This window comes from Lutibacter sp., from assembly GCF_013139515.1.
GTDB lineage: Bacteria > Bacteroidota > Bacteroidia > Flavobacteriales > Flavobacteriaceae > Lutibacter.
Map to the genome: position 1 here is coordinate 1 of NZ_WTAR01000070.1, position 13863 is coordinate 13863.

15 protein-coding genes are annotated in these 13863 nt (G+C 28.1%); 2 read left to right on the forward strand and 13 right to left on the reverse strand.

What is annotated here, in order from left to right; all coding sequences use genetic code 11:
- The first annotated feature begins 227 nt into the window (after window positions 1–227).
- Window positions 228–590 (forward strand): CoA-binding protein, encoded by a 363-nt coding sequence (locus GQ540_RS06760; protein WP_291799259.1) that lies wholly within the window; start codon window positions 228–230, stop codon window positions 588–590.
- A gap of 31 nt (window positions 591–621) precedes the next feature.
- On the opposite strand, the gene GQ540_RS06765 is transcribed toward GQ540_RS06760, so the two are convergent.
- The 6 genes from GQ540_RS06765 to GQ540_RS06790 all read right to left on the reverse strand — a co-directional run bounded on the left by GQ540_RS06765 (window position 622) and on the right by GQ540_RS06790 (window position 5851).
- Entirely contained in the window at window positions 622–900 is a 279-nt protein-coding gene (locus tag GQ540_RS06765; protein ID WP_291799262.1) for a chaperone modulator CbpM, read from the reverse strand.
- Window positions 897–1790: a J domain-containing protein gene (locus GQ540_RS06770; protein WP_291799266.1), complete on the reverse strand. Its 894-nt coding sequence runs from the start codon at window positions 1788–1790 to the stop codon at window positions 897–899. Before GQ540_RS06770 ends, GQ540_RS06765 begins: the two co-directional genes overlap by 4 nt.
- A gap of 296 nt (window positions 1791–2086) precedes the next feature.
- Window positions 2087–2944: a hypothetical protein gene (locus GQ540_RS06775; protein WP_291799269.1), complete on the reverse strand. Its 858-nt coding sequence runs from the start codon at window positions 2942–2944 to the stop codon at window positions 2087–2089.
- A 32-nt stretch (window positions 2945–2976) separates the two neighbouring features.
- A complete protein-coding gene (locus tag GQ540_RS06780) occupies window positions 2977–4488 on the reverse strand; it encodes a toxin-antitoxin system YwqK family antitoxin (RefSeq protein WP_291799272.1) in 1512 nt (503 codons plus the stop codon).
- A 49-nt stretch (window positions 4489–4537) separates the two neighbouring features.
- Window positions 4538–4969, reverse strand: a complete 432-nt coding sequence (locus GQ540_RS06785) for a hypothetical protein (protein WP_291799275.1) — start codon at window positions 4967–4969, stop codon at window positions 4538–4540.
- 111 nt (window positions 4970–5080) lie between these two features.
- Window positions 5081–5851 carry a LuxR C-terminal-related transcriptional regulator gene (locus GQ540_RS06790; RefSeq protein ID WP_291799278.1) on the reverse strand — a complete coding sequence of 257 codons (771 nt, stop codon included), beginning with the start codon at window positions 5849–5851 and terminating at the stop codon, window positions 5081–5083.
- A 161-nt stretch (window positions 5852–6012) separates the two neighbouring features.
- Between GQ540_RS06790 and GQ540_RS06795 the strand changes: the two genes are divergently transcribed.
- Entirely contained in the window at window positions 6013–7749 is a 1737-nt protein-coding gene (locus GQ540_RS06795) for an ABC transporter ATP-binding protein (RefSeq protein WP_291799281.1), read from the forward strand.
- 19 nt (window positions 7750–7768) lie between these two features.
- Here GQ540_RS06795 and GQ540_RS06800 read toward each other — a convergent pair whose 3' ends face one another.
- The 7 genes from GQ540_RS06800 to GQ540_RS06830 form a co-directional block, all read right to left on the reverse strand.
- Window positions 7769–8722 carry a tRNA-dihydrouridine synthase gene (locus tag GQ540_RS06800; protein WP_291799283.1) on the reverse strand — a complete coding sequence of 318 codons (954 nt, stop codon included), beginning with the start codon at window positions 8720–8722 and terminating at the stop codon, window positions 7769–7771.
- A 62-nt stretch (window positions 8723–8784) separates the two neighbouring features.
- The gene (locus GQ540_RS06805; RefSeq protein WP_291799285.1) at window positions 8785–9405 is read right to left on the reverse strand and encodes a class I SAM-dependent methyltransferase; all 621 of its coding nucleotides are present in this window, start codon (window positions 9403–9405) and stop codon (window positions 8785–8787) included.
- A gap of 138 nt (window positions 9406–9543) precedes the next feature.
- Window positions 9544–9975 carry a heme-binding protein gene (locus tag GQ540_RS06810; protein ID WP_291799371.1) on the reverse strand — a complete coding sequence of 144 codons (432 nt, stop codon included), beginning with the start codon at window positions 9973–9975 and terminating at the stop codon, window positions 9544–9546.
- 447 nt (window positions 9976–10422) lie between these two features.
- A complete protein-coding gene (locus tag GQ540_RS06815) occupies window positions 10423–11271 on the reverse strand; it encodes an AraC family transcriptional regulator (protein ID WP_291799288.1) in 849 nt (282 codons plus the stop codon).
- A 91-nt stretch (window positions 11272–11362) separates the two neighbouring features.
- On the reverse strand, window positions 11363–12652 hold the full coding sequence (locus GQ540_RS06820) for a DUF3570 domain-containing protein (RefSeq protein WP_291799290.1): 1290 nt from the start codon (window positions 12650–12652) through the stop codon (window positions 11363–11365).
- 9 nt (window positions 12653–12661) lie between these two features.
- Window positions 12662–12874, reverse strand: coding sequence for a DUF4266 domain-containing protein (locus GQ540_RS06825; RefSeq protein WP_291799293.1), 213 nt, complete (start codon window positions 12872–12874; stop codon window positions 12662–12664).
- A complete protein-coding gene (locus tag GQ540_RS06830) occupies window positions 12871–13854 on the reverse strand; it encodes an FAD:protein FMN transferase (protein WP_291799296.1) in 984 nt (327 codons plus the stop codon). Before GQ540_RS06830 ends, GQ540_RS06825 begins: the two co-directional genes overlap by 4 nt.
- Window positions 13855–13863 lie beyond the last annotated feature (9 nt).

Below are 13863 nucleotides of genomic sequence, written 5' to 3' on the forward strand. Positions count from 1 at the left end.
TTTTCTGTTTTTATTGATTTCATAATAAGTTGTTTTTAAGTTTGATACTGCAAATGTATATTGTTTTTATAGTACTATGCAAAACAAAGTACTATTTTATGAAATATTTAACATTGTTGTGATTTAATTTCATATTTTAAAAAGTACTGTAAGCTTTACTATGACAAGTAGACTATTCAAAAAAAAATAAGTTACTTTGTTTAACATACTTTAACTAATTTTAACAAATGATTAAGAAAACACTAGTGTTGGGAGCATCTGAAAACCCTAAACGATATTCAAATATTGCAATAAAGAGATTGAAGTCAATAGGTATTGAGGTAAAAGCAATAGGAAGAAGAAAAGGAACTATTGAAGGTGTTTTAATTGAAACTAACTTAATTGATTTTGAAGATATCCATACAATTACGTTGTACTTAAGTGCTAAAAATCAACCTGAGTTTTATAAGTATATTATAGGTTTAAAACCTAAACGTGTATTATTTAATCCCGGAACAGAAAACCCATACTTTGAGCAACTATTAACTAAAAATAGCATTGCTTTTGAACGGGCTTGTACGTTGGTTTTAATAAGTATTGGTGCTTATTAATAAAAGTGAAGAAACTAAACGGTTTTAATTCCTATAATTTATTTTTAGTAATAATTAACTCATTTTGTAATTCTTCAATTTTTTCAAGTAAATTTAATACAACATCAATTCCTTCTATATTAACGTTTAATTCTTGATGTATTCTAATCATTTTTTCAAGATTCGTAATTTTATTAAGATGTATGTATTGAACCTCCTCAACTGAAATGATTTCTACCAACCCAAATTCATTTAAACTATTAAAAAATGAAATTTCAACATTATAGTGTGTACATAAATTGTTTAGAAGTATTAAGTTTTTTGTGCTCATGACATTCTTAATTTAGAAAGTTCGGTGAATAGTTCCTTTTCTTTTTCTGTAAGTTTTGTAGGTGTAATTATTTGATAAGTAATATATAAATCGCCAAAAGAGCCTTCTTTTTTATAAATAGGAAAGCCTTTTCCTTTTAGCTTCACTTTTGTTCCATTTTGAGTTTCAGGTTTTATTTTTAGCCTCACTTTTGCATCAAAAGTAGCTACAGTAATATCACTACCTAATAGTGCTTTGTATAAATTTAATTCTACAGTTGTATATAAATTACCATTTTCAAGTTTAAATTTTGTGTTATTAGTAATTGCGAATTTAATATGCAAGTCACCTTTTGGCCCTCCATTTATTCCTTCACCGCCATAATTTTTAATTTTTATAATTTGACCATTTTTCACTCCGGCTGGTATGGTAAGTCTTATATTTTTTCCATTTACAGTTAATGTACGTTTATGAGTTTTATAAACATCTTTTAAGTTAAGTTGTAATTCGGCATGGTAATCTTGACCTCTAAATTTAATAGAATTTCTACTGTTTCTTGATGAACGACCGCCAAACATAGATTCAAAAAAGTCAGAGTAATCACTTTCATTAAAACCATCTCTAGATTCTTGTTGTGAACTTTGTTGGTATTGCTGTTGTTTTTCTGCTTTTTCAAAATGCTCAGCATGTTCCCAGTCCTTTCCATATTTATCGTATTTTTTACGATTTTCTTTATGGCTTAAAACTTCATTGGCTTCATTAATTTCTTTGAATTTTTTTTCAGCTTCTTTGTTATTTGGATTTAAGTCTGGATGGTATTTTCTAGCTAATTTTCGATATGCTTTTTTAATGTCACCTTCTGTTGCACTTTTTTTAATGCCTAATATTTTATAATAGTCTATAAAAGCCATTTTTGTAATTTTTTAAATGTAGAAATTGACTTAAAGTTACGGATTAATTTTTGTTTTGAATATTTAGATTATCATAATTTCTGCTTTAAATTATAAAAACCAATGTTGCATTTTTATAATAAACTCAGCTAAACAAATTACGTATTCATAATTCATGGCTGGTGGTGAGATGTTTTTTAATGTAATATTTATTTGATTTACGCTGCAATTTATGTACTAGTATAATTTTTAAAGCTCCAATAAATTTAAATCCATTAAATAAGACTTGTAACGGATTAATAAGCCCTCATATTTTTTTATTTATATCTTTTAGATGAAACAGCTCTACCATTTTCATAATAAGTAGTATAATTTAAAGTGCCATTATAGTCATACATTTTCCAAGTACCAGTTTGTTTTCCTCTATAGACTTTACCTCCCCATTCTTTATTTCCATTGCGATAATATGTTTGAGAACTAGTTTTTTTTCCATTGGAGAATTGTTCAGTAGTTTCTAGTATTCCATAACTATCATAATACTTTACTTTTGTTGTTTGTCCATTAGATAAATATTCACGGCTTTTTATTTCTCCAGACTTATTGTAAACTCTCCATGTTCCTATCCTTTTCCCATTTAAAAATTCACCAATTTGGAAACGTTTACCATTGCTATGATAATATATCCAAGTTCCTGTTTGGTAATATTTGTATTCTCCGTTCAATTTCATCCATTTTTGAGTTCCTTTATGTTTTAAATTCCCATTAGAATAATATTCTTTTTTTTCTCTGGTTAATTTAATACCTCTATTTGTATTTGTTTGAGGTGTAGTTTTTCTGTTTGTATATGTTACATTTTTATTGTTTGTAGAAGTAGATTTTCCGATGTATTTCCCGTTTTCCCAAACCCCTTCTTTTGTAGTTCCATCAGCATAATAATAAATTCCTTTACTATGTTTTTCTCCTCTTTTCCAATTTCCAATATATTTATTGCCACTTTTGTAATAATAATAGGTTCCTTTGCCATGTCTTTTTCCATCTTTCCAATTTCCAACATATTTAGATCTACTTTTATATTCAAATCTCCCAAAGCCGTTTTCACAGTCTCCTGAAACACATTGGGCAAAGTTATAATTAGTTAGAAGTGTTATTATTAAGGTTATAATTATTTTTTTCATAATAAAAGTATTTTTAAATAAAATTTTAATAGCTAATTACAGGTAAATGTTTTTGTCTGTTTGCTGTATTCTTTGTTTTGTAAATCCCATTTTTTAAAGCCATAATTTTTCCCCTTATAAGTTCTATAATTTGTACCACTCCATTCTCCAGTTTTATCATATGCAAAATAATAAAGAATAGCATTTTTAGTGTTATGAACATACACTTCTTCTCCAACTTTAATACTCCACCAGCCTTTATTCTCCCAGTTACCTTCAGAATTTAAAATCCGTATTAAAACACTAATAGTGTTACTACATTTATTTTTAAAATAAATTTTATAATATTCTTCTTTTTTTACGTGTTTATCACTTTCTTTACCTATTAAAACACCATCAATCCAAGTTTCTTTATCATCTATTAGATCATTTTTAAATACATATTTAATTGTTTTAATAAGTACATTGTTTTTATAATGTTTTTCGCTATTAATGTAATTTTCCTCATTTACTAAATAAATAATTCCATCTTTCACTTTCTTAATTTCTTTACCGTTTTGGTAAATTTTATAATATTCTTGTGTAGCATCTGAATTATAATACAACCATTTCCCTTCTTTTTCACCTACTATATAGTTTCCAATTTTATATAAATAATGTTTTTTTGAATGTATGTTTGTAATATACTCTTTCCATTCTCCATCTCTTTCTCCATTTAAATATAAACCTTCTTCATCTAAATTTCCACTACTGTATTTATCATACATTTTCCAATAGCCGTTTTTTATTCCATTAATATAAGTTCCTTCAATTATTGTTTTTCCATTATCGCTATATTCTTTCCAATAACCATTTTTTTCTCCTTCCAAATAGTAACCTTCCTCATCTAAATTTCCATTTTCATAATATAAAAAACACTTACCATGTCTTTTACCTTCCTTATAACTTGTTTTGCGGTAAGTATTACTATTTTCATATTTTTGAAGATACACACCATTTCTTATTCCATCTATAATAGTCATAGACCATTTAAGATTGCCATTTTCATAGTATTCTTTAACATGACCATCTGTTTCATCATTAATATAATTTGCAGAAAATTTTAATGTTCCATTTTCATAGTATGTTTTATAAGCTCCTTGTTTTTTTTTACCAATAAAAGAAGCTTTTTCTTTTAGATTTCCATTTCTGTGAAAGTCGTTTTTTATCCAAACACCTATTTCTTCATCTGCTTTGTAGTCTCCAGATTTTACTAAAATTCCATCTTTATTATATTCTTTATAAGCACCATTTTTTTCGCCATTAATCATATTTCCTTCTGCTTCAAGTTGCCCATTTTCATAATACCCTTTTACTACTCCCGAGGGAACACCATTTACATAAGTTACAATTGCTCCAACTTGCCCATTTTCGTGATAATATTTCCAAAGGCCATCTTCTTTTCCATTTTTATAATTACCAATTTCTTTCAGTTGACCGTTATCGTAGTATGTTTTTTGAGGGTCATTTTGGGAATAAGTTATAATTGTAATAAGACTGAAGAGTATTAAAAATTTAAATTTCATTTTAGGAGTTTTAAGAAGAGTTAATTAAATTTTAAAAAATAATAATAGTTTAAAAAGTTCCTTTTTTAGAAACAGAAAAGTCATCACTTTTTTTCCAAGACCAATCATACTGACTTAAATTACTAACAGCACGTTTTTCTGCTTCAGCAAAAGAATTTTTACTAGCTCCTAAACCAAATGAAGTAATTGCAATTCCTTTATAATTTGTTCTATGAGCTTCAACAACCACCCAATAACCACTTGTAAGTTTGTGGCCTCGAGATTCGCCACCAGTTAAAGTGTAAACTTTTTTAAAGCCTTTATCTTTCAATTTTTGTTTCGCAGTAGCTTCTGTTTTATATCCGTTATTCCAAGCTATTTGCCACTTTAAAGAAGAGCCGTTGTCATCTTTTGCAACGGCAATTCCTATTTGAGCATGTAAAGTAAATCCTGTCCATAGTAACATTCCCCATAAAACGAGTAACGACTTATATTTTAGCATTTTTTAACTTTTTCAGTTATGTAAACTTAAAACTGTCAAGCTAAGTATGCAATACTCATATTGAGTATTTTTTATGTAACTAATTGATTTTAAAGTTTTAAAGAGTAAGGTTTATAGTAAATTAATATTATTGTTAAAGTAACTTCTTAATCCACCTGTTGAAGAAAGGTTGAATTTTTTTAAAATATTACGTCTGTGTGTATCAACAGTATGTTTACTAATGCTCAATTTTTCAGCCATTTCTTTACTTGTATTTTTTTGAAGTAAAAGTCTTATTATATCACGTTCTCTATTACTAACTGCATCCAATAAATTTTTATTTGAGAAGTTAGAAAAGTACAAGGTTTCATATTCTTTTTTTTTATTTAAATATTTTGCTGAAGCGCAAATATCCATTTTTATACCTGCATCTAAAACAGTATAGTGTGCTAAACCTATAATTGGTTTATTAGAATCATCAAATTGTAAAGGAGTAGTGTTTTGAATGATATTTACATATTTTCCTTTTGAGTTTTTAATGCGGTAATTCCAAGTATAACTCATTTTACTACGTTTTTTTGGATCTAAATTTTTCATGGTAAAATCCATAAGAGACTGTAAGGTTTTTACCCAAAGTTCAATATCTTCAGGATGAAATCTTGACCAAAAATATTTCATGCCACCCTCTAACATATCATTGTTTTCTAAACCTGTACAAGAGGTAAAATTTTTACTCACATATTCAAAACCTTGCAAAACAGTATTTGTTATACAAAAAAACGTAGCATTATACGGATAATAAAAATCTAATTCTATTAGTTTTTTTATATGCTCTTTTATCTCAACTTCTTCAAAAGTTTCAAAAATATCTTTATAAATTGTATTTAATGTGTTGGCTTTCAAATTATAATGTTTTTAAAGACTCAAAAAAGTAAATATACTCTTTTTTTTAATGAGTATTCAAGTTGAACTTACCGAGTGTATAATAACTTATAATCAAATTGATTTCTACTGCCTAATTGTCATTTGTACTATTTTGGCTTAATTTTAGACTATATTGAACTATGAGTAAAAATAAAGTATCATTTTATTGGGCATTTAAAGAATTTATTTGGCCACGAAAAAACATCGTTTTTTTAGGAATTGTTTTAATAATTTTTAGAAGTTTAGCAGGTTTGGTGTTGCCTTATGCAAGTAAAAATTTGATTGATGACGTTATTCCGTCGCAAGATATACAAGCTTTAACAACCTTGTTAATAATTGTTTGTATAGCAATATTAATACAAGCTATAAGTTCATTTTCATTAACACGTTTATTAAGTGTTGAAGCGCAACATCTAATTTCATTATTAAGAGCAAAAGTTCAAAAAAAACTATTGACATTACCAATTAGTTTTTTCGATAATAATAAATCTGGAGCCTTAGTTTCTCGTGTAATGACTGATGTTGAAGGTGTCCGAAATTTAGTTGGAACAGGCTTGGTACAATTGGTTGGTGGAACTTTTACTGCAATTATTTCATTAATTATTTTAATTAAAATAAATGCTTTAATGACATTTTTTGTGTTAGTACCCGTTTCAATTTTTGCATTCATTGCATTGAAAGCTTTCGGATACATTCGCCCAATTTTTAGAGCTCGTGGAAAAATTAATGCTGAAGTTACTGGTAGATTGACTGAAACATTAAACGGTGTTAGAGTAATTAAAGGGTTTAATGCTGAAAACCAGGAGAATAAATCATTTGAAAATGGTGTTGAACGTTTGTTTTTAAATGTGAAAAAAAGTTTAACAGCTACAGCTTTAATTACTAGTTCTTCAACTTTTTTATTGGGATTGGCTTCCGCAGGAATTATGGGAATTGGAGGTTATTTTATTATGCAAAATAGTATGACTTATGGTGAATTTATTTCTTTCACTTTGTTTTTAGGTTTTCTAATTGCGCCTATAGTTCAAATGAGTAATATTGGAAGTCAATTAACTGAAGCTATGGCTGGGTTAGATAGAACTGAAGAATTAATGAATATGACTGAAGAAGACAACCCTGAAGTTAGAACTATAAAATTGGATGATATTAAAGGAGATATGCTTTTTAAAAATGTATCTTTTAGTTATGAAGAAAATAAAGAAGTATTACACAATATTTCATTTGAAGCACCTTCAGGAAGTGTAACTGCTTTGGTTGGTTCATCAGGTTCTGGAAAATCTACAATTGCAGGTTTGGCGGCCACTTTTTTAAATCCTTCAGAGGGTACAGTTACTATTGATGGAATTGATTTATCTCAAGTTAATTTAAGTAGTTTTAGAAGTAAACTAGGTGTAGTATTACAAGATGATTTTTTATACGAAGGAACTATTCGCGAAAATATTTTATTTCCTCGCCCAAATGCAACAGAAGAAGAATTATTAAGCGCGGTTAAAGGAGCTTATGTAAATGAATTTACAGATAGATTTGATGAAGGTTTAGATACCGTAATTGGTGAACGTGGTGTTAAATTATCTGGTGGTCAGCGTCAGCGAATAACTATTGCTAGAGCTTTGTTGGCAAATCCAAAAGTTATAATTTTAGATGAGGCAACTTCAAATTTAGATACTGAAAGCGAATCGTATATTCAAAAAAGTTTACAGAAATTAATGAAGGACAGAACTACGTTTGTAATTGCGCATAGGTTAAGTACTATTATAAAAGCAGATCAAATATTAGTAATTGAAAACGGTAATATTGTTGAACGTGGAAAACACGATGAATTAATAGCCAAGAAGGGAAGATATTTTGATTTATATACCTACCAAAGTAGGATATAATAATTGCGATTTTGGGTTCTTAGAAATTTTCTTCAGCATTTAAAATTTCATTAACAGCAGTTTCATAGGCTCTAATATTCTTCGCTTTTTTTATTTTTTTTAGAGCTTTACGTGGGTTTGAAAAAAGTGTAGAAAAATATTCCCACAAATGATACATTTTTAATAATAAATGTGAAGCTCCTGATAATGATTCGCTGTAACCTTCATAAAGTGTGTCATGAAACGCTTTAAATAATTCAATTTTGTTTGCAGGATAATTGGAAGTATTATTTTTTATCATACTTGGTAAAAAAGGATCTGAAATAAGTCCTCTGCCAATCATCCAGTGATTAATACTTGGAAACCGCTGCTGCATTTCATTAAATTTTGCAACAGATGTAATATCACCATTATAATACAATGTATGGTTTGTGTTATCAATACATTTTTGAAAAGCGTTTAAATCTACGCCTCCTTTGTACAATTGTTTACCAATACGAGCGTGTATTGCAATATTTTTAATAGGGTAGGTGTCTAGTATTGGTAATGTTTTAAGTATTTCATCACTATTTTCATAGCCTAAACGCATTTTCATAGATACTACAATATCAGATTCTGCATGTACTTTTTTAAGAATACTATTAATTTTTTCAGGCTGACTGATTAAACCAGAACCCATACCACATTTTGTAACCATTGGATACGGGCAACCTAAATTCCAGTTTAATTCTTTATAACCAAGTTGCTGAACATAGTTGGCTACAAACAAAAATTCATCAGCATCATTGGTTATTATTTGAGGAATAACTTCTAATCCAATATTGTTTTCAGGAAGAATATCTCGTTGGTAAGCAGGTTTTATTACACGTTTCCCGTTCAATCTAATATAGGGTGAATAAAAGGTGTCAATTCCTCCAAAGTAGTTGTTAAAGGCATTTCTAAACCTAAAATCGGTAAATCCTTGTAAAGGAGAAGATAGTAATGTGTAATTCATATGATTTGCAGTTGTGCAAATATAATACACTTTGAAATGTAAAAATATTTAATGTTTAAAATTTACTGTTTTTTACAAATCATTAAGAATAATGGATACTTTTTTGTTTCAGATTCAAGATTTTTTTCAATTTCAAAACAAATTTTATAGTGTTCAATAGTAAAACCATTATTTATTAAAAGTAGGCTTAATTTTTCTTTGTCAAACCCATTATGCCCATCAAAATTTGGATGTTTGTTATGAAATGAGCCATCTTCTTCAACCAAGTCGGCAATGCATACATAGCCATTTGTTTTTAATAGGGAATTAAATATTTTGGCAACTTTTTCGAGGTTTATTATATGATGAAGCGTCATTAACATATAAATTACGTTAAATGTGCCAATATTTAAATCTTCTTCAAGAAGGTCAACTAGAAGAGGTTTGAAATTTAATAAATGCTGTTTTTCAATTTTTTCTTGTAAAACATCAATCATTCCTTTTGAGTTGTCGGCAAGTAAAATTGTTTTAAATGCGTCTTTTAATTGAAAGCTCAATAAACCAGTTCCACAACCAAATTCTAAGGCAGTGTCGGTTGATTTAGGATTGGTAAAGTTTATAATCTCTTTAGCAAATATTTTTGCTCTTTCCGTTTTTTTAGGGTCATTATTCCATTCTTTGGCTTGCTTATCAAAGTGTTTCATTAAAATAGACTACTAATATTTAGGTAAATGTACTTAAAGTTAATAGAACAGATAAGGTGTATGAAAAAAGTAACGTGTAACTAAACTATTAAATTTAATAGTTTAGTTACACGCCGAAAAAAGGGGTTGGGATATATTTTAGTTAGTTGTTGATGCTCCAGCTTCTGCAACTGCGTGATCGTTTTCAACTGAACTTCCACTTACACCAATAGCACCAATAACTTCACCTGCTTCATTTTTAATAGGAACTCCACCCGGAAAAGTAATTAAACCGCCATTTGAATGCTCAATATTATATAAAGAACCTCCAGGTTGTGAAAGGCTTCCAATAATTCCAGTATTCATATTAAAGTAACGAGCTGTTTTAGCTTTCTTTAGCGAAATATCAGCTGAACCTAACCAAGCACCATCCATACGTACAAAAGCAACTAAGTTTGCACCTGCATCAACTATAGATATGTTCATTTTTGTGTCTAAAGAAATTGCTTTTTCTTTTGCAACTGCAATCATTTTTTCAGCTTGCTCTAAAGAAATACCATTTTGGCTAAATCCTATAAAAGAACAAATCATAAATACCAGTAATAAGGTTGTTTTTTTCATTTTTTAGTTTTAATTATTTAAATTATAATACTGCAAATATAGTTTGATTTTTAAACGATTTATTACGGTCAAAGTTCAGAAATTTATGAAAAAAGGTCAATTATTTGTGTAACGTAAATTAAAATAAAATACTTCTGAAATTTGAGGTATAATAATCAGTTAAATTTTACGAACCCCTAAATAAAAGATAGATATTTAGTTTTTTTAAATAGTGAAAGTTCTTTAAAAAGTAACGTGTAACTAAACTATTAAATTTAATAGCGAAGTTACACGTTGTAAAGGGGTTGGGGTATTTTTATAGTATTATAATATAACTAACCAATAATATATATATATAATATGTAAATATAGTAGAACTTTAACCTTATAGGTTATTGTTAAAGTTCAAAAGCTTATGAAAAAAGTTCAATTAATTGGTTATTTAACTTTTTTTGGACTAAAACCAAATTCTTTTTTAAAAGCACTGCTAAAATTTGAAAGGTTATTATAACCAAAATCTTCGTAAATTTCTGAAGGTTTTACGTTTTCTACTTGTAGTTTTTCTTTTGCTTTATGCAGTCTTTGTTTTAGAAACCATTTACCTGGATTTACGCCATATTCATTTGAAAAATGACGTTTAAATGTGGATAAACTCATATTGCATAAAAAAGCGATTTCTTCTAATTTTAAATTAGTATAAAGATTAGTTTCTATAATTTTTCTAAAAGAATAATCACTATTTGACGAGGTTAAAGAATATAAATATTGAATAAAATTCACACCATATTTATCTGCTAAATAAAGCATTAATTCTTCAAATTTAACACTTAAAAGGTTCTCTGAAAATTTGGAGTCTAAAACTTGTATTGATGTTAAAGAATTTACAAACGAAGCTGTATATTCATCGTTTTCAATTACAAAATATGGAGCTTCATCAGGTTTTTTATTTATTTCTAATGAAAAAGATTTATGATGTTTGTGCAAAAAATCTTCTACATTTTTTTGCGAGAAAAAAAACAATTTACAAAAATAAACAAAGTCTTTGTTTAGAAGCTCGGTCATTAAAATATTTCCACTTTTTATTATAATAGATTGCTTCTCATTAACTGCTACTGAATTATTTGCAAAATGAACTTGTTTTTCTCCAATTTGTAAAAAACTAAACATGTGTAAGTTTAATTTTACTTTACTTTTTACAACATCATCAGTCATTCTAAAATCATGAACAAATAAACTTGATTGCTCCGGTTTGCTTTCTCTAAATATTTCAGGAATGTTTTGAACCATATGAAAATCTGCTATAATTTAATTGCAAAATTAAAAACTATAATTTGAATTAATTACTCAAATTATAGTTTTTTTTGTAAAAATCAAAATATTAATCCATAATAAATTTAAAACCTGCTGTAATTATGCCTGATTTAAGCTCTGAATTTCGTTCATAATTATTGTATTTTAAATCAATACTTTCCAATCCAAATTTCCAAATTCTAGTTTTAGTAAATATATCAGTATAAGTTATTCCAAAACCATATTGGTTTGCTGTATATTTAGATAAATCATAATCAGAAGTAAAGAATTTTTCTGTAGAAACATGTTTTTCATGAGGCGCAAAATAATCAGCTTCAGTTTGTTTATAATATCTGTATGAAGGGTACAAAGTAAATTTATCAGTAATTTTAATTGGCACTTCAATACTTGCAGTATGTGAGTTAATTCCCCAATCATCTGAATAATAACGATAGTATGTTCTTACTACAAAAGTTTCATTAATATAAAAATTTAAGCGTCCACCAATCGCAATTTTTGATCTAGTATTAGGCATTTGTTCAATAGCGTCTGCAAGTTGGAAGTTATCTATAAATGAATCTACTATATCACTAAAATTAATTCTATGAAAAGGTGTTGATAAAAGCCCTTGCTGATTTACATAATCTAGCATTAAAGAACCTTGTACGCTTTTAGAAAGTATTTGAGAAACTCCAACTCCAACAGTATAAGAGTTTCTATTTTTACTATCAAATTCTGAAAAAACAGGATTGTAATTAGAATTTCCTGTAATTGCACCATATTTACTTGGGTTTGATGTAGTTAGTTCAGAAGGGTATAATGGTTTCCAAGTATCTAAATAAGCAGAAGCATTGATATTAATTTCAGTATTTTTTTCATTAAAAAGTTTGGTATAACTACTACCAAAACCTAGTGAAAAATAATCATGTTCTGAAGAAACAGAAAGTTTGGCTGACCAAATATTGTTTCTGTCATCTGAACTATGACTGTAAGAAGCTGTTAAATTTGACCAAACATCTCCATTTGATGCACCAGAAGAAGCTTGAAATGGATCAGCAAAACCATCATCAAAAGGGTCAATATTACTTGAAGATGCTGATGTATATGCTGAAATTCCTGTATCAATAGTTAAAACATCATCATCATTTAGCGGTATAGCAACAATAAATGTTGCAGTAACATCAGTTAATTCTTCGCTTCCAATTCCTCCACTTGTTGCAGCATTATCACCATCTTGTGAATAATAACTAGTTAAAAAATCTACTTCAATAGTTTCTAATACACGTTTTTTATATGTGTTTATAGAATCTTGCTTTTTTTCCTGTGCAAACCCTATTGCAACAGTAAAAGTTAATATGCTAATAAATGTTTTTTTCATTTTCTTAATTTAATTACATCCGCAGCCTCCGCCAGTTTTTCCTCCGTTTGCTCCTGCTGAAGCTTCACGATATGATTGAAATGTTGTTTCCAAACGGTGTGAGCTTTTGTCACTAAGTGACATGTCAGGGTCATTAATTTTTACTTTTTCGTATCCTTTAACTGCTACGCAAGAAGTTAAGAAACAAGTTGCTATACCAAGCAAAGTAAGTTTTTTTATCATGATTTCTCTATTTTTATATTTTTTGAAGTAATAATATTTCCTTTGTCATCAATAATTATACATTCAATTTTTGGTAATTGGTTTATTATGTTTAAGCCAACATCTTTTCCCATTACAAAAACTGAAGTAGCTAATGCATCAGCAATTTCAGCTTTTGGGGCAAAAACGGTAACACTTATAATTCCACTTGAAGGAAGCCCTGTTCTAGGGTCAATAATATGCGTATATTTTTTATTGTTAAAAGTTACATGCTTTTCGTAATTTCCAGACGTTACAACTGCACCTTCTTTAATTGGTAAAACAGCAAATACTTTATTTTTATTAAAAGGATTTTTTATTGCAATTTTCCATTCATTACCATTAGCTTGTTTTCCCCAAGTATTCATATCGCCAGATGCGTTTATAATTCCTGCAAATACACCTTTTTTAATTAATAATTCTTTAGCTTTATCTGCTGCATACCCTTTGCCTATAGCTCCAAAGCCAATTTTCATTCCGGGTAATTTTAAAAAGACAGTTGAATTTTCTTTATTTATAACAATGTTTTTATAACCTACTTTTGCTACGGAATTTTTAATTTTTTCTTCAGAAGGCATTTTGGTCATACTGCCATCAAACTTCCAAATCTTGTCCATAGAAGCGTAACTAATATCAAAAGCACCATCTGTGATTTTTGAAATCTGTATAGCTCGGTTAATAAGGTTTAATAATTCTAAATTAACCTTAACAGGTTTAATACCTGCATTTCTATTTATTTCTGAAGTTTGAGAATTAATATCCCAAGACGAAATTATTTTTTCAATTCTTGAAATTTCTCCAATGGATATGTCAATATAATTAGTTGCTTTTTTAGCATCTTTTTCAACAACAGTAATATCAAACCTGCTTCCCATTAATTTAAGCGTACGTTTAAATTCTTGTTGAGAATACAAGCTAAATGTTGTTAATACGAGAATTACTATGCTAAATATATTTTTCAACAGTTATCT